Here is a 24,175-nt window from a genome sequence, read left to right on the forward strand (position 1 = left end):
TACGTGCGACCCCCGACAAGGTCAGCTCGATTTGCTCAAATCCCGGATCAGCCGTTGCTCCTCGACCCGCCAGAAGCCGTGTTCCTTGCCGTCCAGCAGCGTCACCGGCACCCGGTCGCCGTACTCCGCCTCAAGCTCCCGGTCACCCGTTAGGTCGACCTCGACCCATTGCGTTCCGGTCTGCGCGGCCACCCGCTCGATCGCCTCCTTGGCGACGTCGCACAGGTGGCACCCGGGACGGGTGATCAAGGTGAGGCGTGGTTCAGACACGGCCGTGCTCCGATCTCAGCAGCGTCTTCCGAACCTTACCCGTGGGCGAATGCGGCAACTCCTCGACGAACTCGACGGCGGTCGGGCACTTGAACCGGGCCAGGTTGCGCTCACAGTGCCGCAGCAGGTCGTCGACCGTCGGTTCGGCGCCGGGCGCCCGCACGACGTACGCCCGGACCGTCTGGCCGGTGTACGGATGCGGAGCGCCGATCACCGCGGCCTCCGCGACAGCCGGGTGTGCGGCGAGCACCTGCTCGACCTCGTGGGGATACACGTTGAAGCCGCTCACCAGGATCAGCTCGCCGAGTCGGTCCACCAGGAAGAGGTCGCCGTCCGCGTCGGCGTACGCGACATCGCCGGTGGCCCACCAGCCGTCGGCGTCCGGACCGTCCCGCCCGTCCGGCCAGTACCCGGAGAAGAGGTTGGCGCCGCGCACCACGATCTCGCCGGGGTCGGTGCCCGGCGACTCCAAACCAAGCTCAAGCTCGTCCTCGGCCTCGGGATCCACCGCGCCGTCGTGCCACAGATCTTCCCCACCCGCGCCGACCAGCCGCAGCTCGACCCCGGGGATCGGCTGTCCGATCGAACCCACCTTCGGCACCGGGCTCACCAGCGTCGACGTCAGCACCGGAGCGGTCTCGGTCAACCCGTACCCGACGAAGACCGGATGCCGGGTCGCCTCGGTGAACCGGGCCGCCGTCGTCGCCTCCAGCGGCGCCGCCCCGCACGCCGCGAAGCGCACCGACTCCATCGACTCACCCAGGTCGGGCAGCAGCGACCAGCCGACGTACATCGACGGCACACCGATCACGGCTGTGACGTGCGTGCGGGCGATGGTCTCCAGCGCCGCCGCCGGGTCGAAACGCTCCATCAGCACGCCGCACGCGCCGTGGAACGCCACCGCACCCAGGCCGGAGTTCAACCCGTACGCGTGGAAGAGCGGCACCGCGAGCAGCAACACGTCGTCGGGGCCGACCACGGTCGGCGCCACGTGCGCGACCTGCTCATGGTTCGCGATCAGCGCGCGGTGCGACAGCATGGCACCCTTCGGCTGCCCCTCGGTGCCGGACGTATAAAGCAGCACGGCCAGGTCGTCACCGCCGGCTTCGTGCGCCGGTGCGGCATGGCGCCAGTCCGACACGCTCGTTTGTACCGTCGACAACGCCGGCAATTCCTGATGGATACCGCCCACGGTCTCCCCGACCTGCTCACTGCAAAGCAAGATCGCAGCCGCCGAGTCGGCGAGCACGTGTCGCAGTTCTCGCGCGGTGAATTCCGGATTGACCGGCACGGCAACCAGCCCAGCGCGTAAGGCACCGAAGAACGCGACCGCGAAATCGGGTGTATTCGGCAACGCAATCGCCACCCGCGCGGGGTACCCGGCGGTGGGCGCCGGTGCGAGCGCGGCCAGACCGCTGGCGGCCGCGTCGATACGCGCGTCGAGATCGCCCCAGGTCACGACCTGGTCATGCCAGATTAGGGCCGGGCGCTCCGGCCCCGCCTCGGCGGCCCGGCGGACGTAGCCGGACAAGTTCGCAGGTGCTTGCACCGTCACAGGGTAATGTGACCCAGCCCATTCGGGCGTGTCGCGGCTCAACTCGTGTTGTTCCCCCGAACGAGGCATCGCCGCCTGTCAGGAACGCGACGACGCACAGTGTGTGCGACTTATCTGGCCACGATCTGCAAATAATTCCGCTCTGTGTAACGGACTCCGCACACGTGGGTGATGTTGGCCCTATTATCTCTGGGTCGGCTCACCCCTTTTGCCGTGAGTCGACACCCCTCACCCCGAGGAGGCCGCTGTGCCCGATAACGCACCGCATCAGCACCTCACGGGTGTGTGTCGCCTGATGGCGTGCCCAGTGATGGTGGGCCCTGTCCGATCCGCGGACAGACGCGCCGGACCGGACACACACCCGATGATGACGCTGTGCGCGGTAACGGAGGAGGGGCAGTGACGGCATACGTGTACGCCGGCCGGCTGGTGAGCCGTGAGGAGCACGCCGCGCAAATTGCACTCGCCGACGGCCTGCGCGCGCTGCGCAACATCATCAAGAGCGACAACACCATGAAGAGCGACATGGGCACGCGGCGCACCCGCAACCGTCCCCCGCTCAACGAGGTTCCCGGCCGGCACACGCCCTCGGGCACCAACGCCAAGCCGATGCGCGGCGGCGTCTCCGCCCCCGGCCGGCCCACCATGCCGGCGCAGCCGGCCCCCGGGCACAACCCCGCCGACCCCGGCGCGCGCTCCACCGACTCCGACACGGCGGTACTGCCGGTCGTGCGTCCCGGTGACTCCGCCGGCACCGGCAACGGCGCGCCCACCCGATACCCGGATCGTCCAGACCCCACCGACGCGGCCGCCGAGGTGTGGGCGCTGGTCGAGCGCGCCCAGGCGGGCGAGGCCGAGGCGTTCGGGCTGATCTACGACCGGTACGTGGACACCGTCTTCCGGTTCGTCTACTTCCGGGTCGGCAACCGGCAGCTCGCCGAAGACCTGACCTCCGACACGTTCCTGCGTGCCCTCAAACGCATCGGCTCCTTCACGTGGCAGGGCCGCGACCTCGGCGCCTGGCTCGTGACGATCGCGCGCAACCTCGTCGCCGACCACTTCAAATCCGGCCGATACCGCCTGGAGGTCACGACGGGTGACGTGCTCGACGCGGATCGCGAAGATCGCGGTCCCGAGGGCAGCCCCGAGGCGGCCGTCGTCGACCACATCACCAACGTCGCCCTTCTCACCGCCGTCAAACAGCTCAACCCCGAGCAGCAGGAGTGCATCGTGCTCCGCTTCCTGCAGGGGTTCTCGGTCGCCGAGACCGCCCGGGCGATGGGCAAGAACGAGGGCGCCATCAAGGCACTCCAGTACCGTGCGGTACGCGCCCTTGCCCGGCTGCTGCCGGACGGGTTTCAGCCGTGACGCCGATCACGGTTGGTAATTGTCAGACGGCCAAGCCCGTAACCCATCGTCGCAGAACCGCGTTTGTCAGGATGCGACCGGCGACGGCCCTGGCCTCCCCCCTGGCTCGATCCGAGGATTCCGCTGCCGTCGCCCCGGCCGGCGAGAACGCCGGCCGCGCAGTCGTGACCAGCGAAGGGAGGTGCCCGCGGTGACCACCAATGTCTTCAACCGCCGGCGCGCCGAGCGCTTCGCGCAGCTCCTCGACGAGACCAACGGCGTCGAGAACGCCGATGGCGAGCTCGCCCGGTTCGTCGCGGTGCGCGATCGGCTGACCGCGCTCCAGCCGTCCGTCGAGATCGATCCGGAGTTCCGCACCGGCCTGCGCGCCATGCTGGTCGCCACGGCCGAACGGGACGGCATCGGCAGCACCGCGGTCGAGCCCGAAGAGCAAGAATCCCGGCAGCAGCGCCGCGCCGTCTGGCGCCGCCGCGCGCCGCGGCTGGTGATCGTCGGGGTGGCCATCGGCATCGTGACCGTCTCCGGCGCCTCGGCAGCCAGCGAGCGGGCGATGCCCGGCGACGCGCTGTACGGCGTCAAGCGGTCGACGGAGCGTACGCAGCTCGCGCTCGCCCGTTCCGACGTGACGCGTGGCCAACTGCTGCTCAGCTTCGCCCGCACCCGGGTCGCGGAAGCCGCGGCGGTGCGGGGTGACGCGGCCGGCTTCGCGGGCGCGCTCGGCGACATGGACGCCGACACCCGCGACGGCGTCAGGCTGCTCACCACGTCGGCCGTGCGGCGCGGCGACGAGGTGGCGCTCGACGCGATCGACACCTTCGTCAGCCAGCAACGCGGCGACCTGACCGGCGTGCTCGCGAAGGCGTCCGGCGCCGAGCGCGAGCGGGTGGTGTCGTCACTCGACCTGCTCGGCGACGTGAGCCAGCGTTCCAAGGGGCTGCGCACCACGCTCTCCTGCGGAGCGACGGCCGGCGAGGACACCGACGGGCTCGGCCCGAAGCCGGCGTCGTGCATGTCCGCCTCGGGCCCCGGCACAGGCGAGTCGGGACGCGGCTCCCAGACCGGCGAGCGGGACGGCGGGCAGCCGGCTCCCCCCCGCACCGAGAACGACCCGTCCACGGCACCGGGTGCGGGGCCGGCACAGCCGGGCGCGACCCCGTCCGGGTCGGCGCCGGCACAGACCGACCCGAGCCCGTCCGCGTCCGACGAGGGCGGCATCGTCGACGGGTTCGGCCGGATGCTGGATGACCTTCTCGGCTGACCGAACATGCATTTCAGGGGCCGTCCATCTGGGCGGCCCCTGATCAATATCGAACCGACACAGGCTTGCCCGTTACCCTCGCATAAAGCGACGCAGAGGGAGGTTCGCGCGTGCCCCGCATCCGCAGGGCTGCCGGTAACCACAAGGTGACCGTCAGCACCGACGCGCACGGACACACCGCAGGCTGGGCCGCGACCGATCTGGAAGCGGCCCTCACAGTGCCGCCCGACCAGTCGGCCGCCGCGTTCTTCGACGTCGACAACACGATGATGCAGGGCGCCTCGATCTACTGGTTCGCCCGCGGGCTGGCCGCCCGCAATTACCTGACCACCGGCGACCTCGTCCGGTACGGATGGCAGCAGGCCAAGTTTCGGCTCATGGCGCGGGAAAACCACGGCTCGATGTCGCAGGCCAAGAACGCGGCCCTGGCGTTCGTCGAGGGCTGGCGGGTCGACGACATGGAACGGCTCAGCGAGGAGATCTTCGACGAGCTGATGGCCGAGCGCATCTGGACCGGCACGCGAGCCCTCGCCCAGTTGCACCTCGACGCCGGCCAGCGGGTCTGGCTGGTCACCGCCGCCCCGGTCGAGCTCGGCCGGGTGATCGCCCAGCGGCTCGGCCTCACCGGCGCGATCGGCACCGTCGCCGAGGTGCGCGAGGGCGCTTACACCGGCCGCCTCGTCGGCGACCTGATGCACGGTCCGGCAAAAGCGGACGCTATCGCCCAGCTCGCTCAGGTCGAAGGGCTCGACCTGAGCCGATGCACCGCATACAGCGACTCATCCAACGACATCCCGATGCTCTCGGCGGTCGGGCACGCGGTCGCCGTCAACCCCGACACCGCGCTGCGCGCCGAGGCCCGCACCCGCGGCTGGGACGTGCGCGACTTCCGCACCGGTCGGAAGGCCGCCAAGATCGCGGTACCCGCGACGCTGGCGACCGGCGTGCTCGCCGGCGCCATCACCGCTGGCCTCGCGATGCGCCGGCGGAAGTCTCGTCCATGACTTTGGTCTCCGGACCGCCGATGCTCATGCCACCCGCGCCGAAGCGATCCCGTGCGCCGCTCGGCGGCGTGATCGCCTTGGTCGCCGCGCTCGCCGCGGCGGGTACCCTGCTCGCGCTCTCACCGAACGGCTCCGAGCCGGCCGGGCCGCCGCGGGTCCGCACGGTCGACCAGGCCTGGCCGGACGCGAAGCGCGCCGACATACCCGGCGTACTGCCGGACGGCGCGCCGTACAGCCCCGCTTACCTGCTGGACGCGGGCACCTCGATAGGCACCGCCACCGACCCGGGCGGCGGCGTGCTCCGGCTGGTGCTGCGCGACGCCGCCGGCACGGTGCGCGAGCTGCGCCGGCTGCCGGCCGGTGGGAGCCCGCAGTACAGCGGCTTCACGCGGGCCGGCGACGAGCTGGTGTGGGCCGAGTCGGTCACCACGGACGGCGGCGCCGCCCGCACCGAGATGTGGATCGCCAACGCGACTGGCGGCGCGGCTCGCAAGATCACGGGCGACACGGGTGACGTGGTCTTCTTCAACTCCCAGTACGACATGGTGATCGACGCCGGCCGCCTGTACTGGGTGGCCGTCGCACCCGGCCAGGATCAGGTGACGGAGGTGCGCTCGGTGCCGTTGGCCGGCGGCGAGGTCACGGTGCGCACCGAGCCCGGCGCGTGGGCCCTGTCGGCGTGGCCGTGGCTGGTCAGCGCGGGCAGCGGGCAGAGCGGCCCCGTCGAGCTGCGCGACCTCGGCAGCGGCAAGGTCACCACGGTCGCGGCCACCGCCGCGGAACTGGTCACGTGCAGCCCCGAGTGGTGCCGCGTGCTCGTGCTCGCCGGCAACGGCCCGGCCCGCATCGACCTGGTGCGACCCGACGGCGCCGACCGGCGGCCGGTCGCGGACGGCGCGGCAACCGCATCAGTGATCGACGTGGCGCTGCTCGACCGGTTCGAGGTGCTGTCGCAGGGCACCGACCTCACCACCCAGCGACTGCTCCTCTACGACCTGCGCTCGAAGGAGAGCACGGTCGTGGCCGACGGCGCCGGCATGGTCCTCGCCCGCGGCGGCCTGCTGTGGTGGTCGACAGGCGACACCCAGGCGGCAACCTGGTACACCCTGGACCTCCGCTCCCTGGCCTAGGCCCGCGTCGAAGTGAGGGCCGGAGCGAGGCGAGGCCCAGGCGGCGTCCGGCAAGGCGGCCGCTACGGGCCGAACGGGTCCGGACGGCGTTCCAGGAGCTGGTGCAGGGTCTGCTGGATGGTCTCGCGCACCTGGTCGGCCAGGTTGAAGATGACCATCGGGTCGTCGGCGTGCTCCGTCAGGTGCGCCGTCGGGATCGGCGGGCAGAACTCGATCAGCCACTTGCTCGGCAGCGGCACCAACCCCAGTGGCCCGAGCCACGGAAACGTCGGCGTGACGGGGAAGTAGGGCAGCTTGAGCAGGCGCGCGAGCGGCTTGATGTCAGCCAGGATCGGAAAGATCTCCTCGGCGCCGACGATCGCGACCGGGATGATCGGCGTGCCGGTGCGCAGCGCCGCCGACACGAAGCCGCCGCGGCCGAAGCGCTGCAGCTTGTACCGGTCGCGGTAGTGCTTGCCGACCCCCTTGAAGCCCTCGGGAAAGACGCCGACCAGCTCACCGGTGCGCAGCAGGCGCTCGGCGTCGGGGTTGCAGGCCACCGTCCCGCCCGACTTGCGCGCCAGCTCGGACAGCACGGGCACCCGGAACACCAGGTCGGCGCCCAGCAGGCGCAGATGCCGCTGAAGGGGGTGCTGGTCGTGCAGCGCCACAGACAGCATGAGCGCGTCGACCGCCACGGTGCCGGAGTGGTTGCCGACGACGAGCCCGGCACCCTCCTCGGGCAGGTGCTCCACGCCGAAGACCTCGGTGCGGAACCATTCGCGATACAGCAGCCGCAGCACCGGGTGGAAGAGCCCCTCGGTCAGCTCGCGGTCGAAGCCGAACTCGTCCACCTCGTACTGACCGGACAGCCGGCGGCGCGCGAACGCCAGCATGCCGGCCACGCGACGATCCCAGGCGTCACCGGGCCGATCCGCGACGGCGGGCTTGGGTGCGTGCCCGTTGCGCCGCACCGGCCGATCCAGGTCGTCGGCTGGTGCGGGATCGGGTACAGCGAACCGCTTCTGGTCTTTCACGAACGCTCCTGAGCCGCGGCGCGCACCCGCCGGATGCCATCGAGAATCGCCTGCTCGGCAGTGGCGAGATGATCGGGGTTGACCACCCTGCGCCCAGGGTGACCGCGGATGAAGTCGTCGAACGCGGCCTGCGTCGAACGCGGCTCGAAGCCGTACTCCTGGATCAACCGCGTGGTGTCGACCACCCGGCCGTGCACGAAAAGGTCGAGCTGGTCTAGCCCATACCGCCCGAACCGCAGCCCGCCCGCCAGCATGGCGGCGGCCGACAGCCCTGGCTCCAACACCGGCACCGCGATCCGGCCCGCACGGCGGATTGCCTGCGACAGGGCGAGCACGCCCGCACCGGCCACGTTGAACGTGCCCGGGTGATCTTCGACGACCGACCGGTGCAGCACCTCGAGGGCGTCGTCGACGTGCAGGAACTGCAACCGCGGGTCTCGGCCGAGGACCGTCGGCACGACCGGCTGCGCGAAGTACCGCGTGATCGTGGTGTTGGCGGTCGAGCCGATGAACGGCGCGAACCGCAACACGGTCGCGCTGACGTCGGGCCGGCGCCGGCGGAACCCGCGCAGGTATCCCTCGACGTCGAGGATGTCGCGCGCGAACCCACCACGCGGCACCTGGCGCGGCTCGGTGTCTTCGGTGAAGACGGCCGGGTCGCGGAACGACGCTCCGTACGCGGCCGTCGACGAGCGCATCACCAGCTTGCGCAGCCGGGGCGCCCGCTGGCAGGCGGCGAGCAGCTGCATGGTGCCGATGACGTTCTGCTCTTTCATCGCTCCGCGACCGCCCTGCCGCTCGGGGGCGGTGACGAGCGCCAAGTGCACGACGCACTCGGCATCGAGCTCGGCCAGCACGGAACCGGCCGACGTGGCGTCGACCGGGATGTGCTCAACGTCGCTCAACAGCTCAGCCAGCTCTGCCGGCGGCTGGTCAGGGTCCAGCCCCACCACGCGACCGACCCGAACATCGGCCGCGAGGCGGGCAGCGACATGTGCGCCGAGGTACCGGCTGACGCCGGTCACGACGACGACACTCACGGCGGCGGTCACCGCCACCTCACGTTTCGGTCCACGTCCGGCCGAGAGGACCGGACGCCGCTACTTGCCGAGACGGCGACGCTGGACGCGGGTCTTGCGCAGCAGCTTGCGGTGCTTCTTCTTGGCCATGCGCTTGCGGCGCTTCTTGACCACCGAGCCCATACGAACGCCCTTCCGTTCCTTTGCGATTCTCGCCTGGTGACGACAGCCAACCAGGGTAGCCCGTGCTAGGCGGACTCCTGGAACGCCCCCCGGAGATATTCGTGTACCGCATGCTCGGGCACGCGGAACGACCGGCCAACTCGGACCGCGGTCAGCTCACCGGAGTGCACCAGTCGGTAAACGGTCATCTTCGAAACTCGCATAAGCGTCGCCACCTCTGCGACGGTCAGGAATTTGACCTCCGACAGCCTGCCCTCGGACTGTGGTGATCCTGCCATGGCTCACCAACCCATCCCATCCCCGGCGCGTGCCACTCGGCGGTCGGTCCCCGTCGCAGCGGGCAACGCGCGTGTAACTAGTACGGTACCGGGACGCCTGTGACCGACGCGATCCCTTCAGCCAAGTGATCATGATCAGTCAAGCCAACACGCCGCACTCCGCTCATTTTCCCCCAAAGGGCGACACCTACGCCTCACCGCCGGTTACTCCGTGCGGAGGGCGACTACGGGGTCCAAGCGGCCGGCGCGTTGGGCGGGGACTACGCCGAAGATGATGCCCACCGCCGCCGACACGCCGAAGGCGAGCGTCAACGACCACCAGGTGATCGCGGCCGGCACCGGCGAGAACGCGCCGACCAGCAGCGCCGCTCCGATGCCTACCGCCATCCCGAGCACGCCGCCCAGCGTGGTCAGCAATACCGCCTCCAGGAGGAACTGCACGCCGATGTCGCGCGGCTGGGCACCGACCGCCTTGCGCAGGCCTATCTCCCGGGTCCGTTCGCGCACCGACACGAGCATGATGTTGGAGACGCCCACGCCGCCGACGAGCAGGGAGATGCCGGCGATCGCGGCCAGCACGCCGGTCAGCACGCCCAGGATGTCGCCCAGTACACCCAGAATCTGCTCCTGGGTGACCGCGCTGAACTCGGTGTCGGGGTGCCGCTCGGACAGTTCGGCCACGATCCGGTTGCCGAGTTCGTCGATGCGGTCGCGGTCGGGTGCCTTGACTGCGATGCCGTCGATCCGATTGGTGCCGTACAGGCGGTGCGCGGTGGTGACGGGGATGTGCACCTCGTCGTCCCGGTCGACGCCGAGGCTCTGCCCGAGCGGCGCGAACACTCCCACCACCCGGAACCGCACGCCCGCCACCGACACCTGCCGCCCGATCGGGTCGCGGTCGCCGAAAAGGGTGCGGGCGACGGTGGAGCCGAGCACCGCGACCCGTCGCGCCGTGTCCACATCGGACGAGGTGAGGTAGCTGCCCCGCCCGACGGAGCGCACGAACACCTGGGGCGTGGTCTCCAGTACGCCCTGGACGGTGGTGAACGTCGAACGGGTGCCCGCCCGCACGGTCTCTCCGGACGTCACGGTGACCGCCACTCGGGAGGGGTCGCCGACCACCCGGCTGACCGCCTCCACATCGGACAGGGAGAGCCGGGACACCGACGGCGCAGAGTTGAAGTCGAGCCGGCCGGGCACCACGATCAGGAGGTTGGAGCCGAGCCCTTCGACCTGCTGCTCGACCTCGCGCTTGGCGCCGGTGCCGATGGCGACCAGCACGACGACGGCGGCGACGCCTATCACCACGCCGAGCATGGTGAGCCCGCTGCGGAGCCGGTTGGCCCGCAGGGCGTCGAGGGCGACGCGCCAAGCCTCCGCGAGTCTCACTGGACGATCACCCCGTCACGCATCACGATCTGCCGGTGGGCTCGCGCGGCCACGTCGCGGTCGTGGGTGACCAGCACGACCGCCACCTGCGACTCGGCGTTGAGCTCTTCCAGGAGCGCGAGCACGGCGGCGCCGGTGACCGTGTCGAGGTTGCCGGTCGGCTCGTCGGCGAGCAGCACCTCCGGGTCGGTGACCAGCGCCCGCGCGATGGCGACCCGCTGCTGCTCACCGCCGGATAGCTGGTTGGGACGGTGCTGGAGCCGATGCCCGAGCCCGACCCGTTCGAGCATGGCGGCGGCTCGGGCCCGCCGCTGGCGCGCGCCGAGTCCCCGGTACACGAGCGGCAGCGCGACGTTGTCGACGGCGGAGGTGCGCGGCAGCAGGTGGAACGACTGGAAGACGAACCCGATGGTCTCGTTGCGCAGCCGGGCCATCTCGGGTGCCGAGAGCGTGGCCACGTCGCGCCCGCCGATCACGAGCTGGCCAGCGGTGGGCCGGTCGAGCGCACCAAGCAGGTGCATCAGGGTCGACTTGCCGGAGCCGGACGGCCCGACGATCGCTACGTAGTCGCCGGCGTCGATGGTGAGCGAGACGCCCCGCAGCGCCGACACCGACACGCCGTCCAGCTCGTACGTGCGGGCGATGCCGGAGGCGGTGATCGTCACGGGAACTCTTGACCGGATGTCACAAGGTCGGTGCCGCGCACGACGACCTGCTGGCCCGCCTCGACGCCGGAAACGATCTGTACGAGGTCGGGGCCCTGCACACCCAGGGTCACGTCGACCCGCTCGGCGCGCCCGTCGCGGACCACCCAGACGGCGTCACGGCCGTCGGCGGAGAAGACGGCAGCGGCCGGTACCGCCACCGCGTCGTCGGCCTGGCGGACCTGGAGGTGGACGACCGCGCTCATGCCTGGGCGGGGCGCCGGCGCGTCGCGGCCGTCGGTGTACTCGCCGGTGCCGAGGGCGAGCCGGACCCGGTACGCCACGCCACCGCGCGCCGACGCGGTGGGCAGCACGTCGACGGAGCGCACCGCCGCCGTGTACGTGGCACCGGTGGCCGCGTCCAGCTCGACAGTGGCGTTCTGCCCCGGCTGTACGAGCAGCACGTCGGTCTCGTCGACCTCGGCGACCAGCCCGAGGGCGGACGTGTCGACCACGGTCAGTACGGCGGTGCCGGCGGTTACCTGCCCGCCGACCGGTATCGCCACGTCGACGCCCGGCTGGGAGTCAGGGGGCGCGCCCAGGGACGGCGCCGAGGCGCCGAGCGCGGAGAGTGCACCCAGGGCCGAAGCCGCCGATGACGAGGACGCCGTTCCGCCGTACTGGACGACCCCCGGTATCGGCGCCCGCAGGGTCAGCGCGTCGACGGTCGACTTCGCCAGGTCGTACGCCTGCTGTGCCTGGAGCCGCTGGGCGGCGGAGAGCGCGCTCATCGCGGAGCTGAGCCCGGCGACGCCGCGCTGGACCGCCCGGACCGCCTGCCCGGCGGCGCGGGCGGCGACCTCGTACTGCCGTTCCGCCGAGTCCACGTGCGTGAGCAGCGCGGCGCGCGCGGTGGGGTCGGTGATCTTGCCGGCCGCCTTGCGGGCCGCCGCGAATGCCGCGGCCGCCGCCTTGTCGGTCTCCCGCTGTACGCCGGAGAGGTTGACCCCGCCGCCGAAGCCGCCGCCGGCCCGGCGTGCCGCTTCCAGCGCCTGCCTGGCCTGCTTGAGGCGGGACTCGGAGGCGGGCGAATCGATGATCGCGAGTACCTGCCCCTTACGCACCTGATCACCGGGCGCGACCCGCATCTCGGCGAGGGTGCCGTCGGCGGCGGCGCTGAGCGTGGCCGCCGACTTGGCGGTCACGGCGGCCGGGGCGTCGACCACCTCGGCGACGGTGGCGCGTGAAGCGGAGCCGAGCGCGACGTCCGGATCGTCGTCGCCGCATGACGCGGCGGTCGCCCCGAGCAGGATTACCAGGGCGGCGGCGAGCTGTGCTGGCCGGGACACGCCGCCCATGCTACGAGGCGGCGCCGCGGATGTACGACACGCAGTCGTCGTGCAGCGCCTGCCACTTTTCGCCGAACACCTCGGTCGACGCCTGCTCCAGCGAGTGCCGCTCGTGCACGACCGCCTTGAAGAACGCCAGCACGTCCGCCAGCCCGTATCGGTCGACGAGGTGCCGCACCGCGAGGTACCCGATCCCGTAGGCGCCGCTGACCTGCCAATCGGCGGCCCCCGCGCCCGGCTCGGCGCTGGCGAGCGGGCCGCGCCAGCTCCCCGCGACGAGCCTCCGCACGTCGGGCAGGCTCTCGTACCGGCTGATCGGCCGCCCGCCTGCCGCGGCGTGGTCGGCGACGCCCTCGACGAGCCACCAGTTCGCGCCGGTCCGGTACCCGTCGTCGGGCAGCGAGGAGGCGTGCGTCATCTCGTGCCGCAGCAGGTCGTCGAGGATCGTGCTGTGCAGGTCGCGGGCGCCCAGCACCACGTCGAAGTGCCCGCTGCCGACCGGTACCGCGTAGCCTGCCGTCCAGTCCGGACGCCCGCCGCCGTACCACCGCTTCCACTCGGCGTCGCCGGCGTAGAAGATCAGGTACCGGTCGGGCGGGGTGCCGTCGACCGCGTAGCGGTCGGCCACCGTGGCCGCCTGTTCGGCCTCGTTCAGCAGCGTGGCGAGCCGAGGTTTCTGGGCGGCCGCCGTGGCGACGACCGTGCGGCGTCCGGCTGCCACGACGAGGTCGCTGACCTCCCACGGGCGGGGACCGTCCTGTGCCGACGGTGAGGGCTCGACGGCGACCAGCCGGGGCACTCCCGCGCTCTCCACCCACCGGGTCGGTATGGCCACCGGGGCGGGCCGGCAGCCGGGCGCCGCGAAGCAGTGTCCGATCGACACGGCCACTGTCCACTCGGCACCGTCGCGGGCGGGCAGGTCGGAGATGCGCGGCTGCCACACCGTCACCCGAAGGGCGCGCAGCGACCGGTACTGCCGGCGTAGCACCGTCACGGCCGGCGACTTCGCGGCGGCGGCCGCGAGGAATCCGCGCTCGTCGCCCCGGAGCAGCGCGGCGGCCTGCTGGTTGAGCACGTCGGTCATCCGCTCGCGCAGCCAGAGCTGGGCGACCGCCTCCGGATCACCCGGCAGCGGGCTGCTCACCGGGCGCGGGCTGGTGCTGGCCTCGGCGCCCGGACCTCGATCCAGCAACGCCACGGCCACCACGACCGGCACCGAACACACGACCAACGCGCCGGCGAGTCCGAGACCCAGCCACAGCAACCATCGACGCGTGTCCTCCCCCTGAGTCACAATCGCGCAGATTACGCATAATCGGCGCGTGGCTGGATCGGCCGTTCAGCCCTTAGAACGCAGGGCGCGTGCGAAGAAGGCCACATTGGCCGGACGCTCGGCCAACCGGCGCATCAGGTACGCGTACCACTGGTCACCGAACGGCGTATAGACGCGCACGGTGTATCCCTCGGCGGCCAGCCGGGCCTGCTCGTCGGGGCGCACGCCGTACAGGAGCTGGAACTCGAACTCGTCCGGTGCCCGGTCGAACCAGCGCGCGCGATCCTCACCGATCGCGATCAGTCGCGGGTCGTGCGTGGCCATCATCGGGTACCCGTCGCCGGACATGAGGACGTTGAGGCACCGCACGAACGACTTGTCGACGTCCAGGTTGGACTGGAACGCGACCGACTCCGGCTCCTTGTACGCGCCTTTGCACAACCGCACCCGGGACCCGGTGGTCGCCAGCTCCCGGCAGTCGGCCTCGGTGCGCCGCAGGTACGCCTGGAGCACCGCGCCGGTGGTCGGGAAGTCGATCCGCAGCTTGGTCAGGATGTCCAGGGTGGAGTCGGTGGTCGTGTGATCTTCGGCGTCGAGGGTCACCGTGGTGCCCGCCTCGGTCGCGGCAACGCAGATCGCGCGGGCGTGCTCCAACGCGAGCTTCTCGTCGAAGCGCTGCCCCAGCGCCGACAGCTTGACGCTCACCTCGGCGGCAGGGGTCATCTCGCCGGCGCGCAGCGCCGACAGCAGCCGCAGGTACTCGTCGCGGGTCGTGGTGGCCTGCTCGGGTGTCTCGGTGTCTTCTCCGAGGTAGTCCAGCGACACGGACAACCCGTCGGTGACCAGCTCAGTGGTGACCCGCAGGGCGTCGTCGACGGTGCTGCCGGCGACGAACCGGCGCACCACGTCACGGGTCAGCGGAGCCGTCTCGACAAGCCGTTCGATCCGGGACGACCGGGACGCGGCGAGGATGACCGATCGCAGCATGAGGCGAGCGTAACGCCCGCACCGGCGGAAGGCTGGCTGGAGACCGCCCAGCAGCACCCAAGTGTTTCGCCCCATTTATCCCTCGACGGCGGGACACGCCATGCGGGGCGCTCGTCGTCTACGGTTGTCACGTGAACTTCGACGCCTACGCCAGGACCGCAGTTGACCTTGTCAACGCGTCACTGGACGAGCTCGACGGGTTGAGGGGCCTTTTCGGCGACGAGAACTCCTGGATGCGTGACGAGGTCGTCGAGCGGGATCTGGCCATCTTCCGCAGGGCGCAGAAGCGCCTGCGAGACGTCTTCGAGTTCGGCACCACCGGCCGCGACGTCCAAGCGGTCGCCGAGCTCAACGCGCTGCTGGAGCACTTCCCGGTCCAGCCGCGGATCTCCGGCCACGACGCGAGCGACTGGCACATGCACGTGACCAGCCGCGGCGCCTCGGTCAGCGCCGAGTACATCGCCGGTGCCGTCTGGGGCCTCTCCGTCTGGCTCTGCGAATTCGGCAGCGCCCGGTTCGGCGTGTGCGCCGACGAACGCTGCGGCAACGTCTACCTCGACACCTCGTCGAACTGCTGTCGGCGGTTCTGCTCGGAGCGCTGCGCCACGCGCTCCCACGTGGCCGCCCACCGCGCCAGAAAGAAGGAAAAGCTGCTGGCCGCCGTCAGCTAGGCCGGCGCGTGCGTCGGTGCCGCGAGGTGGTGGCGCGCGAAGCGCAACGACTCGCGCAGGTCGGCCTCGCGCACGGCCCGGCTGCTCGCCTTGCGGGTCGCCACCTCGACGGCCACCGAGCCGGTGAAGCCCCGCCCGGCTAGGGACGCCAACAGCTCACCACAGGGCTGGGTGCCCCGGCCGGGCACCAGGTGCTCGTCGCGCCCTTCGCCGGTGCCGTCGCCGAGGTGCACGTGCGCGAGCCGTGAGCCCATCGTGTCGGCCATGGCCAGCGCGTCGCTGCGAGACGCGGCGCAGTGCGACAGGTCCAGGGTGTACGCGTCGTAACCGGTGTCGGTCGGGTCCCAGCCCGGCATGTACGGCACGAACTGGCGTCCGGCCATGCGCACCGGATACATGTTTTCCACCGCGAACCGCACATCGGGGTGCTTGGCGGCGAGCCGCGCCAGCCCGGTCGGAAACGTCCGAGCGTAGTCACGCTGCCAGGTGAACGGCGGGTGCACCACCACGGTGGGCGCGCCCAGCGTCTCGGCCAGCACGGCCGCCCGCCGCAGCCGCTCCCACGGGTCGGAGCTCCAGACCCGCTGGGTGACGAGCAGGCAGGGAGCGTGCACCGACATCACGGGTACGCCGTAGTGCGCCGCGAGCCCGCGCAGCGCGCCGGCGTCCTGGCTGACCGCATCGGTCCAGACCATGACCTCGACGCCGTCGTAACCAAGGGTGGCGGCCATCTCGAAAGCCGCCGCGGTGGGCTCGGGGAAGACCGAGGAGCTGGACAGCAGTACGGGGACGCGCGAACTCACGCCCTCAGCGTATCGCACGGCGCCGAGTCGTCCCTTTTATCCCCGATCATGCCGGTTCTAGTTGGTCCAGGCGGCGCAGGATCACGCCCTCGCGGAGCGCCCACGGGCATACGTCGACGTAGTCGATGTCGAGCCGTCTCATGGTCGCCTCGGCAACGACCGCACCGGCGAGCAGTTGGTGCGCGCGGCTCGCGCTGACTCCCTCCAGGCTCGGCAACTCGCTTGGCGGGATGTGCCGGATGAAGCCGAGCACCTGCCGCAGGCCGCCGCGGTGCAGCCGCCGGGGCGCCCAAAGGCCAGCCGCCGAGGGCGCCGCGCCCGTCAGCCGGGCCAGCGTGCGGAACGTCTTCGACGTCGCCACCGGCCGGTCCCAGCCAAACTCGGAGAGCTTCGCCACCGCCGGGTCGAGCGCCTCCTCGACGTACTCGCGAAGCTCCTCCACGTGGTGCGCCGGCGGCGGCGCGGACGTGTGACCGTCGAGGCGCAGCCGCTCGCGGCTCAGCCGCCCAGCGCCGAGCGGCAGCGACATCGCGATATCCGGGTCCTCGTCGATGCCGGCGGCCAGTTCGAGCGAACCGCCGCCGATGTCCATCACCAGCAGCCTCCCGGCCGACCACCCGAACCAGCGGCGCACCGCGAGGAACGTCATCCGCGCCTCGTCCGCGCCGGAGAGCACCTGAAGGCGTACCCCCGTCTCGTTGCGGACGCGCGCCAGGACCGCCGCGGAGTTGGTGGCGTCGCGGACCGCGGACGTCGCGAAAGCCAGCAGGTCGTCGGTCACGAGCCGGGCCGCGGACGCCATCGCGTCGGCCGCTGTCTTGACGAGAGCGTCGGCACCGGCCTTGGTGAGCGCGCCGTCCTTGCCGATCTGCTCGGCGAGGCGAAGTACCGCCTTTTCCGAATGGGCGGGCCACGGGTGGGCGCCATGGTGGGCGTCCACGACCAGGAGGTGCACAGTGTTTGAACCAACGTCGAGAACACCCAACCGCATACGCAAACCATAAGCGCAGCACACGCGTAAGCTGGCCGGGTGGCAAGCCTGCATGTCCTCGTCGATGACCCGGGTGACCCCCGCAGCCGGGAAGTCGGTCTCGATTTTCCACGGGAGTGGATCGAGTTCCCCGATCCCGACGACCCGAAGCACGTCATCCGCGCCGACCTGACCTGGCTGCTGTCCCGGTGGACGTGCGTGTTCGGCAAGGGCTGCCACGGCATCATCGCCGGCCGCGCCGCCGACGGCTGCTGCTCGCACGGCGCGTTCTTCACCGATGACGACGACGAGCAGCGGGTCAAGGCTGCCGCCAAACGGCTGACGCCGGCCACGTGGCAGCACTACCGGCGCGGGTTCAAGAACTACACCGAGATGGACTCCATCGACGGCAAGAACCCGGCCCGCCGCACGGCGACACAGTCCGAAGAAGGACCCTGCGTCTTCCTCAACGACGCGAACTTCCCGGGGGGCGGCGGATGCGCCCTGCATGGGCAGGCGCTGCGCGACGGCGTGCACCCACTGGAGTACAAGCCCGACGTGTGCTGGCAGTTGCCGGTGCGCCGCGACCAAGAGTGGACCAAGCGCCCCGACGGCACCAAGGTGCTGATGACCACGCTTGCCGAGTTCGATCGGCGAGGCTGGGGCTCCGGCGGTCACGACCTCGACTGGTGGTGCACCTCGTCACCGGAGGCACACGTGGGCACCGAGCCGATGTACCTGTCGTACGAGCCGGAGCTGACCGCGCTGGTCGGCAAGAAGGCGTACGCCAAGCTGGCCGAGGTGTGCGCGGCGCGCATCGAAAAGGGCCTGGTGGCCGAGCACCCGGCCACCACCGAGGCTCAGGCTCAGCTCTAGGGCTCGAACTTGTAGCCCAGGCCGCGCACGGTCACGATGTATCGTGGCGCGCTGGGCTCCGGCTCGACCTTCGACCGCAGCCGCTTGACGTGCACGTCGAGCGTCTTGGTGTCGCCCACGTAGTCGGCGCCCCACACCCGGTCGATGAGCTGCCCCCGGGTCAGCACCCGGCCGGCGTTGCGCAACAACAGCTCCAGCAGCTCGAACTCCTTGAGCGGCAGTTGCACGGCAGATCCGCTGACGGTGACCACGTGCCGTTCGACGTCCATGCGGACCGGGCCGGCGGCCAGCGTCGGCGCCGACAGCTCCACCGCCTCGGCACCCTGCCGGCGCAGCACCGCCCTTATGCGGGCGACGAGCTCGCGCGGCGAGTACGGCTTGGTCACGTAGTCGTCGGCACCGATCTCCAGGCCGACGACCTTGTCGATCTCGCTGTCGCGAGCGGTGACCATGATGATCGGCACGTGCGAGCGCTGCCGCAGTTGGCGGCACACCTCGGTGCCCGACATTTCCGGCAGCATGAGGTCGAGCAGGACGATGTCCGCACCGGTGCGGTCGAACTCGGTCAGAGCCGAGGTGCCGGTCGCGGCGACCGATACTTCGAACCCCTCCTTGCGGAGCATGTAGGACAGTGCGTCGGAGAACGATTCCTCGTCTTCGACCACAAGCACGCGGGCCAACTGAGTGTCCTTTCCTGTTCTTCCCCGTCAGGTCCGCCGAAGCTGGACCGGACCGGCCTCGATCTCAACCGACTCTGGTGGCGGCAGCACGGCATCTGGCGGACGGGCCGGCAGCCGAAGGGTGAACGTCGACCCGCCACCCAGCTTGCTCGCGACACCCACTCGGCCACCATGGTTGGTCGCGATGTGCTTGACGATGGCAAGGCCGAGCCCCGTGCCCCCGGTCGCCCGTGAGCGCGCCTGGTCGGCCCGGTAGAAGCGCTCGAAGATCCGGTCCAGGTCGCTCGGCCCGATGCCGATGCCCTGGTCGGTGACCGCGATCTCGACCCACTCGTCGTCCGCGCTGGTCGCGACGCTGACCTTGGTCTCCGCGGCGGAGTACGCGATGGCGTTCTCCACCAGGTTGGCCACGGCGGTCGCGATCTGGCTGTCGCTGCCGTACACGGTCAGCCCGCGCAGCCCGGTGACGGTCACCTCGATCTTCCCCGCGGAGGCCGCCGTGCGGGTGCGGTCGACGACCTCGGCCACCAGCCAGTCGACGGAGACCGGATCGGGCGCGGGCAGCGGCTCGGCCCCCTGTAGGCGGGTCAGTTCCAGCAGCTCGTTGACGAGCCGGCCGAGCCTGGTGGACTCGGTCTGGATGCGCTCGGCGAAGCGCCGGGCGGCGGCCACGTCTTCGGACGGGTCGGTGGCCACAGCGTGCGGGTCGGTGGCGTCGAGCAGCGCCTCGGCGAGCAGCTGAAGCGCGCCGATCGGCGTCTTCAGCTCGTGGCTGACGTTGGCCACGAAGTCGCGGCGCACCCGGTCGACCCGGTGCGACTCGGTCACGTCGGCGGCTTCGACGGAGACGTAGTTGCCGCCGATCGCCACCGCTCGCAGGTGCACACCCAACGGGGACTGCGGGCCGCCCTCGCGCCCGCGCGGCAGGTCCAACTCGACCTCGCGCCGGACCCCGGTGCGCCGGACCTGGCCGGCCAGCGTGCGGACCAGCGGGTGCGCGGCGATGGTGCCCGGCTCGGCGCCCGCGCGCAGCAGGCCCATCGCCCGCGCCGCCGGGTTCACCAGCACGGGTACGTCATCCGCGTCCAGCACCACGACCCCGACCCGCAGTGCGTCGAGACTCTTCCGGCCCAACCCCGAGAGTGAGCCGTGCTGCTCCTTGCCGATCGCCGGCCTCCCGTTGTCGCGGGCACTCGCTCGCGGGCGCCCCTTGCTCGTCGCTCGGGGCCAGCGGCCTCGTACGGCGATCACTCCGACGGTAGCGCCGGCCAGCAGGCCCGCCGCCAATCCGCCGACCACGCCGACACTGACCGCCAAATCCACGTCGCGATCGTAGGGTCATTGTTAACCTGTACGATTCGCACAATAGGACAAACCGCACCCAGTTCGAGGAAAGTTCACCATCCGGCTGAGCGTCGTTCACTCGGGCGCAGGGGCCCGCCCTAGCATCAAGGGTGATGCGTGAGGAACTGCGATCCGACCTACTCGAAGTGGGCCGCCTGCTGGTATCGATGGCGGAGGCTGCGCGCATCGCGATGAGCCGCGCCACCAGCGGGTTGCTGACCGCCGACCGGGAGTCCTGCGAATCGGTCATCGCGCGCGACGCGGAGATAAACGACCTGCGCCGCCAGGTCGAGGAGCGGGTCTACGACACCCTGGCTCGGCAGTCGCCGGTGGCGGTCGACCTGCGGTTGCTGGTCACCGGCCTACAGATGGCCATCGACCTGGAGCGCATGGGCGACCTCGCCGAACACGTCGCGAAGACCGCGCTGCGCCGGCACCCATCTCCGGCGGTGCCGGCCGAGCTGCGCCCGGTGTTCATCCGCATGGCGGAGGTCGCCGACCGGATCGCCGGAAAGATCAACCTCGTGCTCACCACGCAAAACGTCCAACTCGCCGCGCAGCTGGAAGGCGACGACGACGCGATGGACGACCTGGAGCGCGAGCTCTTCCGCATCCTGCTGGGCAAAGACTGGCCCTACGGGGCGGAGACGGCGATCGACGGCGCGTTGCTGGGCCGCTTCTACGAGCGGTACGCCGACCACGCGGTAAACGCCGGCCGCCAGGTGGTGTACCTGGTGACCGGCGAGTCGACGCCCTCCTAGTTACCGGCCCTGGTTCGCTACGGCGGCCGCTGCCTGGGCGGCGGCCTCCGGGTCCAGGTACGTGCCGCCGGCCTTGACCGGGCGGAGCTGGTCGTCGAGGTCGTACCGCAGGGGGATACCCGTGGGGATGTTGAGCGCCGCGATCGCCTCGTCGGAGATGCCGTCGAGGTGCTTGACCAGGGCCCGCAGCGAGTTGCCGTGCGCCGCCACCAGTACGGTGCGACCGGCGAGCAGGTCCGGCACGATCGCGTCGTACCAGTACGGCAGCATCCGGGACACGACGTCCTTGAGGCACTCGGTGCGCGGCATAAGCTCCGGCGGCAGCGTCGCGTAGCGCGGGTCGCCGACCTGCGACCATTCGTCGTCGTCGGCGATCAGGGGCGGCGGGGTGTCGTACGACCGGCGCCAGAGCATGAACTGCTCCTCGCCGTACGTCTCCAGGGTCTGCTTCTTGTTCTTGCCCTGGAGCGCGCCGTAGTGCCGCTCGTTGAGCCGCCACGACCGGCGCACCGCGATCCAGTGCCGGTCGGCCGCGTGCAGTGCCAGCTCACCGGTGCGGATCGCGCGCCGCATCACGCTCGTGTGCATGACATCGGGCAGCAGGTCCTGCTCGCGCAGCAACTCGCCGCCACGCCTGGCCTCGGCCTCGCCCTTGGCGGTCAGGTCCACGTCGACCCAGCCGGTGAAGAGGTTCTTCGCGTTCCACTCGCTCTCGCCGTGCCGTAGCAGCACCAACGTCCCCACACTCATGGCCGCAATCCTGCCACCGTGACGACCACCACGTGGAAAACGGGATGCCCCACATGACCCACCACACTAGGTTGGTAAGGGTTGATTTGTAGGCCGGTCATTACGCGGGGGACGGGATGCGGAGCTGGTTCCGGGATACCACCGGTGGTTTACCCACCACGTTCTGGTACTTGTGGACCGGCACTCTGATCAACCGACTCGGCTCGTTCGTGCTGATCTTCATGGCCATCTACCTGACCACCGAGCGCGGCTTCTCGGAGACCCAGGCCGGCCTGGTCATCGGCCTCTTCGGGGCGGGCAGCGCGGCGGGAGTGACAGTCGGCGGCGTGCTCGCCGACCGGTGGGGCCGCCGGCCGACCCTGATCACCGCACATATCGGCACGGCCGCGCTGCTGCTCACGCTCGGCCTCGTGCGCGACCGGTGGGCCATCATGGCCACGGCGGTCGCGCTGGGCTTCTTCATGGACGCGGTCCGCCCGCCGTTCCAGGCGATGATGGTCGACGTCGTGCCCGAGCGCGACCGGCTGCGCGCGTTCACGCTCAACTACTGGGCGATCAACCTGGGCTTCGCGTTCGCCGCCGTGCTCGCGGGTCTCGCCGCCCGGGCCGACTTCCTGCTGCTCTTCGTCGTCGACGCGGCCACCACGCTGATCACCGCGACGATCATCTTCCTGCGCGTGCGCGACGTGCGGCGCCCGCAGGGCTTCGCGAGGCGACGGGACGCCGCCGCACCCGCCGCCGGCCTGCGCACGGTCTTCTCCGACAAGGTCTTTCTGGTCTTCGTACTGCTCAACGTGCTCAGCGCGATGGTTTTCCTCCAGCACATCTCGATGCTGCCGATCGCGATGGGCAAGGACGGGCTGGGACCCTCCACATACGGCACCGTGATCGCGCTCAACGGCGTGCTGATCGTGTTCGGGCAGCTCTTCATCCCGCGGCTGGTAAAGGGGCGCAGCCGCTCGCACACGCTCGCACTGTCTTCGGTGATCATCGGGCTGGGCTTCGGGCTCACCGCGGTCGCCGGCACCGCCATCCTGTACGCGGTGACCGTGCTGATCTGGACCATCGGCGAGATGCTGAACTCGCCCTCCAACGCGACGCTCATCGGCGAGCTCTCCCCCGCCGACGTTCGCGGTCGGTACCAGGGTGTCTTCTCACTCTCCTGGTCGGTGGCCGCCTTCCTGGCGCCGGTCGTGGGAGGCTTCGTCATGCAGCACGCGGGAAACGCCGCGCTGTGGCTGGGCTGCGCCGCGATCGGCGTGGCAGTCGGGCTGGGACACCTGCTCTCCGGGCCGGCGCGGGAGCGCCGCGCGGCGGCACTTCGCGAGCCCGTCACGACCCCCGAACCAGCCCTCGCGGGTTAGGCCCTGTCCTGTCGATCATGTCGAGCCGAGGCGAGGTCCAGGCGGCGATCCGGTGGTGACGGGCCTGGTCAGCCCACGACCGCGTCGGCGACGAGGGTGTCCGCGTCCTCGATCTCGTACTCGGCGAGGATCTCCCGGGTGTGCTCGCCCGGAATCGGCGGCGGCAGCGTCGGCGTGGGTGCCGGGGTACCGGAGAAGCGGGGAGCCGGTGCGGGCTGGGTGACACCGTCCACGTCGACGAAGGCGCCCCGCGCCTGGTTGTGCGGATCGGTGGGGGCCTCGGCCAGCGTCAGCACGGGCGCCACGCAGGCGTCGGAGCCTTCGAAGACCGCGACCCACTCGTCCCGGGTGCGGGTGGCGACGCGCGCGCCGATCAAAGCCCGCAGCCGCGGCCAGGAGGCGATGTCGAGCTGGGCCGGCGTGGTGTGCGGGTCGAGGCCGAGCCGCTCGGCGAACTGCGCATAGAACCGGCGCTCCAGCGGTCCCACGGCGAGAAACTTGCCGTCGGCCGTCTCGTAGACGCCGTAGAACGGGGCTCCGCCGTCGAGCAGGTTGGCGCCCCGCCGATCCTGCCACGCTCCACTATGGAGCATCCCGAACACCTGGGTGGCCAGGAGCGCGGCGCCGTCGACGATGGCCGCGTCGACCACCTGGCCGGTGCCCGTGCGCTCGGCGTGCCACAGCGCCGCCAGCACCCCGGCAGCCAGCAGCATCCCGCCCCCGCCATAGTCGCCGAGCAGGTTGATCGGCGGTATCGGGGCGTCGGCGGGGCCGATCGCGTGCAGGATGCCGGTGCGGGCCAGATACGTCAGGTCGTGGCCGGCCGTGGGCGCGAGCGGGCCGTCCTGTCCCCAGCCGGTCATGCGGCCGTATACGAGCTTGGGGTTGACCGCGTGGCAGTCGGCGGGACCGATGCCGAGGCGTTCGGCTACGCCGGGCCGGAAGCCCTCGATGAGCACGTCGGCGCGGGCGGCGAGGGTGCGCACGAGCGCGGCGCCGCGCGGCTGTTTGAGGTCGACGCCGATGGAGCGCTTGCCCCGGCCCAGCAGGTCGTGCCGCGGCGGTATCGGCAGCGGGAGCGAAGAGGCGCCGATCCGGTCGACCCGCACGACGGTGGCACCCAGGTCGGCGAGCACCATCCCGGCGAAGGGGGCGGGCCCGATCCCAGCGATCTCGACAACCGTAAGCCCGGCCAGAGGTCCAGTCATGCGGCCAAAATAGGCGGCCGGCGGC

Annotated in this window: 25 protein-coding genes; 8 read left to right on the forward strand and 17 right to left on the reverse strand. The window is 71.0% G+C overall.

The window, feature by feature from the left end:
* Positions 1-21: 21 nt before the first annotated feature.
* The gene (locus V6V89_RS08630; RefSeq protein WP_334618460.1) at positions 22-270 is read right to left on the reverse strand and encodes a glutaredoxin family protein; all 249 of its coding nucleotides are present in this window, start codon (positions 268-270) and stop codon (positions 22-24) included.
* A complete protein-coding gene (locus V6V89_RS08635; RefSeq protein WP_334618461.1) occupies positions 263-1,819 on the reverse strand; it encodes an AMP-binding protein in 1,557 nt (518 codons plus the stop codon). The genes V6V89_RS08630 and V6V89_RS08635 overlap by 8 nt, the downstream gene beginning before the upstream one ends.
* Positions 1,820-2,338: 519 nt before the next feature.
* Here V6V89_RS08635 and V6V89_RS08640 point away from each other — a divergent pair.
* From V6V89_RS08640 to V6V89_RS08655, 4 genes are all read left to right on the forward strand, one after another.
* Positions 2,339-3,193 (forward strand): ECF subfamily RNA polymerase sigma factor, BldN family, encoded by an 855-nt coding sequence (locus tag V6V89_RS08640; RefSeq protein WP_334618508.1) that lies wholly within the window; start codon positions 2,339-2,341, stop codon positions 3,191-3,193.
* A 190-nt stretch (positions 3,194-3,383) separates the two neighbouring features.
* The gene (locus tag V6V89_RS08645) at positions 3,384-4,451 is read left to right on the forward strand and encodes a DUF5667 domain-containing protein (RefSeq protein WP_334618462.1); all 1,068 of its coding nucleotides are present in this window, start codon (positions 3,384-3,386) and stop codon (positions 4,449-4,451) included.
* Positions 4,452-4,561: 110 nt separating this feature from the next.
* On the forward strand, positions 4,562-5,455 hold the full coding sequence (locus V6V89_RS08650) for an HAD family hydrolase (RefSeq protein WP_334618463.1): 894 nt from the start codon (positions 4,562-4,564) through the stop codon (positions 5,453-5,455).
* Complete coding sequence (locus V6V89_RS08655) at positions 5,452-6,585, forward strand: hypothetical protein (RefSeq protein ID WP_334618464.1); 1,134 nt, start codon at positions 5,452-5,454, stop codon at positions 6,583-6,585. The genes V6V89_RS08650 and V6V89_RS08655 overlap by 4 nt, the downstream gene beginning before the upstream one ends.
* A gap of 62 nt (positions 6,586-6,647) precedes the next feature.
* Here V6V89_RS08655 and V6V89_RS08660 read toward each other — a convergent pair whose 3' ends face one another.
* From V6V89_RS08660 to V6V89_RS08700, 9 genes are all read right to left on the reverse strand, one after another.
* On the reverse strand, positions 6,648-7,460 hold the full coding sequence (locus V6V89_RS08660; protein ID WP_334618509.1) for a lysophospholipid acyltransferase family protein: 813 nt from the start codon (positions 7,458-7,460) through the stop codon (positions 6,648-6,650).
* Between the two features lie 137 nt (positions 7,461-7,597).
* Positions 7,598-8,659 (reverse strand): NAD-dependent epimerase/dehydratase family protein, encoded by a 1,062-nt coding sequence (locus V6V89_RS08665; RefSeq protein WP_442935094.1) that lies wholly within the window; start codon positions 8,657-8,659, stop codon positions 7,598-7,600.
* A 42-nt stretch (positions 8,660-8,701) separates the two neighbouring features.
* Positions 8,702-8,803, reverse strand: a complete 102-nt coding sequence (locus V6V89_RS08670; protein ID WP_007465623.1) for a 30S ribosomal protein bS22 — start codon at positions 8,801-8,803, stop codon at positions 8,702-8,704.
* 65 nt (positions 8,804-8,868) lie between these two features.
* A complete protein-coding gene (locus V6V89_RS08675) occupies positions 8,869-9,081 on the reverse strand; it encodes a helix-turn-helix domain-containing protein (protein ID WP_265249796.1) in 213 nt (70 codons plus the stop codon).
* A 204-nt stretch (positions 9,082-9,285) separates the two neighbouring features.
* A complete protein-coding gene (locus V6V89_RS08680) occupies positions 9,286-10,470 on the reverse strand; it encodes an ABC transporter permease (RefSeq protein WP_334618467.1) in 1,185 nt (394 codons plus the stop codon).
* Entirely contained in the window at positions 10,467-11,135 is a 669-nt protein-coding gene (locus tag V6V89_RS08685; RefSeq protein ID WP_334618468.1) for an ABC transporter ATP-binding protein, read from the reverse strand. Before V6V89_RS08685 ends, V6V89_RS08680 begins: the two co-directional genes overlap by 4 nt.
* Positions 11,132-12,472, reverse strand: coding sequence for an efflux RND transporter periplasmic adaptor subunit (locus tag V6V89_RS08690; RefSeq protein ID WP_442935095.1), 1,341 nt, complete (start codon positions 12,470-12,472; stop codon positions 11,132-11,134). The genes V6V89_RS08685 and V6V89_RS08690 overlap by 4 nt, the downstream gene beginning before the upstream one ends.
* Position 12,473: 1 nt before the next feature.
* Positions 12,474-13,757, reverse strand: a complete 1,284-nt coding sequence (locus V6V89_RS08695; protein WP_334618470.1) for a hypothetical protein — start codon at positions 13,755-13,757, stop codon at positions 12,474-12,476.
* A gap of 45 nt (positions 13,758-13,802) precedes the next feature.
* A complete protein-coding gene (locus V6V89_RS08700; protein ID WP_334618472.1) occupies positions 13,803-14,723 on the reverse strand; it encodes a proline dehydrogenase family protein in 921 nt (306 codons plus the stop codon).
* A gap of 131 nt (positions 14,724-14,854) precedes the next feature.
* Here V6V89_RS08700 and V6V89_RS08705 point away from each other — a divergent pair, with 131 nt between their 5' ends.
* A complete protein-coding gene (locus tag V6V89_RS08705) occupies positions 14,855-15,394 on the forward strand; it encodes a CGNR zinc finger domain-containing protein (RefSeq protein WP_334618473.1) in 540 nt (179 codons plus the stop codon).
* Here V6V89_RS08705 and V6V89_RS08710 read toward each other — a convergent pair.
* Positions 15,391-16,197: a sugar phosphate isomerase/epimerase family protein gene (locus tag V6V89_RS08710; protein WP_334618474.1), complete on the reverse strand. Its 807-nt coding sequence runs from the start codon at positions 16,195-16,197 to the stop codon at positions 15,391-15,393. The two genes, V6V89_RS08705 and V6V89_RS08710, sit on opposite strands and share 4 nt — an antisense overlap.
* Before the next feature lie 46 nt (positions 16,198-16,243).
* On the reverse strand, positions 16,244-17,188 hold the full coding sequence (locus tag V6V89_RS08715) for a Ppx/GppA phosphatase family protein (RefSeq protein WP_334618475.1): 945 nt from the start codon (positions 17,186-17,188) through the stop codon (positions 16,244-16,246).
* Between the two features lie 39 nt (positions 17,189-17,227).
* Between V6V89_RS08715 and V6V89_RS08720 the strand changes: the two genes are divergently transcribed.
* Positions 17,228-18,043, forward strand: a complete 816-nt coding sequence (locus tag V6V89_RS08720; RefSeq protein ID WP_334618476.1) for a hypothetical protein — start codon at positions 17,228-17,230, stop codon at positions 18,041-18,043.
* Here V6V89_RS08720 and V6V89_RS08725 read toward each other — a convergent pair.
* Positions 18,040-18,723 carry a response regulator transcription factor gene (locus V6V89_RS08725; RefSeq protein WP_334618477.1) on the reverse strand — a complete coding sequence of 228 codons (684 nt, stop codon included), beginning with the start codon at positions 18,721-18,723 and terminating at the stop codon, positions 18,040-18,042. The genes V6V89_RS08720 and V6V89_RS08725 overlap by 4 nt on opposite strands.
* A gap of 27 nt (positions 18,724-18,750) precedes the next feature.
* Positions 18,751-20,046 carry a sensor histidine kinase gene (locus tag V6V89_RS08730; RefSeq protein WP_334618478.1) on the reverse strand — a complete coding sequence of 432 codons (1,296 nt, stop codon included), beginning with the start codon at positions 20,044-20,046 and terminating at the stop codon, positions 18,751-18,753.
* A 134-nt stretch (positions 20,047-20,180) separates the two neighbouring features.
* On the opposite strand from V6V89_RS08730, the gene phoU reads away from it, so the two are divergent.
* Positions 20,181-20,828 (forward strand): phosphate signaling complex protein PhoU, encoded by a 648-nt coding sequence (gene phoU / locus V6V89_RS08735; protein WP_334618479.1) that lies wholly within the window; start codon positions 20,181-20,183, stop codon positions 20,826-20,828.
* Here the strand turns inward: phoU and V6V89_RS08740 are convergent, their stop codons facing one another.
* Entirely contained in the window at positions 20,829-21,578 is a 750-nt protein-coding gene (locus tag V6V89_RS08740) for a phosphoglyceromutase (RefSeq protein WP_334618480.1), read from the reverse strand.
* A gap of 116 nt (positions 21,579-21,694) precedes the next feature.
* Between V6V89_RS08740 and V6V89_RS08745 the strand changes: the two genes are divergently transcribed.
* Positions 21,695-22,942, forward strand: coding sequence for an MDR family MFS transporter (locus V6V89_RS08745; RefSeq protein ID WP_334618481.1), 1,248 nt, complete (start codon positions 21,695-21,697; stop codon positions 22,940-22,942).
* A 68-nt stretch (positions 22,943-23,010) separates the two neighbouring features.
* On the opposite strand, the gene V6V89_RS08750 is transcribed toward V6V89_RS08745, so the two are convergent.
* Positions 23,011-24,150, reverse strand: a complete 1,140-nt coding sequence (locus V6V89_RS08750) for a CaiB/BaiF CoA transferase family protein (RefSeq protein WP_334618482.1) — start codon at positions 24,148-24,150, stop codon at positions 23,011-23,013.
* Positions 24,151-24,175 lie beyond the last annotated feature (25 nt).

This window comes from Micromonospora sp. CPCC 206061, assembly GCF_036906915.1.
Taxonomy (GTDB): Bacteria; Actinomycetota; Actinomycetes; order Mycobacteriales; family Micromonosporaceae; genus Phytohabitans.

What these genes read in the sequence shown, in the direction of transcription:
- phoU (WP_334618479.1), top strand. Translation starts at nt 20,181, where the DNA reads ATGCGTGAGGAACTGCGATCCGACCTACTCGAAGTGGGCCGCCTGCTG.
- V6V89_RS08715 (WP_334618475.1), bottom strand. Translation starts at nt 17,188, where the DNA reads ATGCGGTTGGGTGTTCTCGACGTTGGTTCAAACACTGTGCACCTCCTG.
- V6V89_RS08670 (WP_007465623.1), bottom strand. Translation starts at nt 8,803, where the DNA reads ATGGGCTCGGTGGTCAAGAAGCGCCGCAAGCGCATGGCCAAGAAGAAG.
- V6V89_RS08660 (WP_334618509.1), bottom strand. Translation starts at nt 7,460, where the DNA reads ATGCTGGCGTTCGCGCGCCGCCGGCTGTCCGGTCAGTACGAGGTGGAC.
- V6V89_RS08745 (WP_334618481.1), top strand. Translation starts at nt 21,695, where the DNA reads ATGCGGAGCTGGTTCCGGGATACCACCGGTGGTTTACCCACCACGTTC.
- V6V89_RS08675 (WP_265249796.1), bottom strand. Translation starts at nt 9,081, where the DNA reads ATGGCAGGATCACCACAGTCCGAGGGCAGGCTGTCGGAGGTCAAATTC.
- V6V89_RS08640 (WP_334618508.1), top strand. Translation starts at nt 2,339, where the DNA reads ATGAAGAGCGACATGGGCACGCGGCGCACCCGCAACCGTCCCCCGCTC.
- V6V89_RS08700 (WP_334618472.1), bottom strand. Translation starts at nt 14,723, where the DNA reads ATGCTGCGATCGGTCATCCTCGCCGCGTCCCGGTCGTCCCGGATCGAA.
- V6V89_RS08750 (WP_334618482.1), bottom strand. Translation starts at nt 24,150, where the DNA reads ATGACTGGACCTCTGGCCGGGCTTACGGTTGTCGAGATCGCTGGGATC.
- V6V89_RS08690 (WP_442935095.1), bottom strand. Translation starts at nt 12,472, where the DNA reads ATGGGCGGCGTGTCCCGGCCAGCACAGCTCGCCGCCGCCCTGGTAATC.
- V6V89_RS08655 (WP_334618464.1), top strand. Translation starts at nt 5,452, where the DNA reads ATGACTTTGGTCTCCGGACCGCCGATGCTCATGCCACCCGCGCCGAAG.
- V6V89_RS08740 (WP_334618480.1), bottom strand. Translation starts at nt 21,578, where the DNA reads ATGAGTGTGGGGACGTTGGTGCTGCTACGGCACGGCGAGAGCGAGTGG.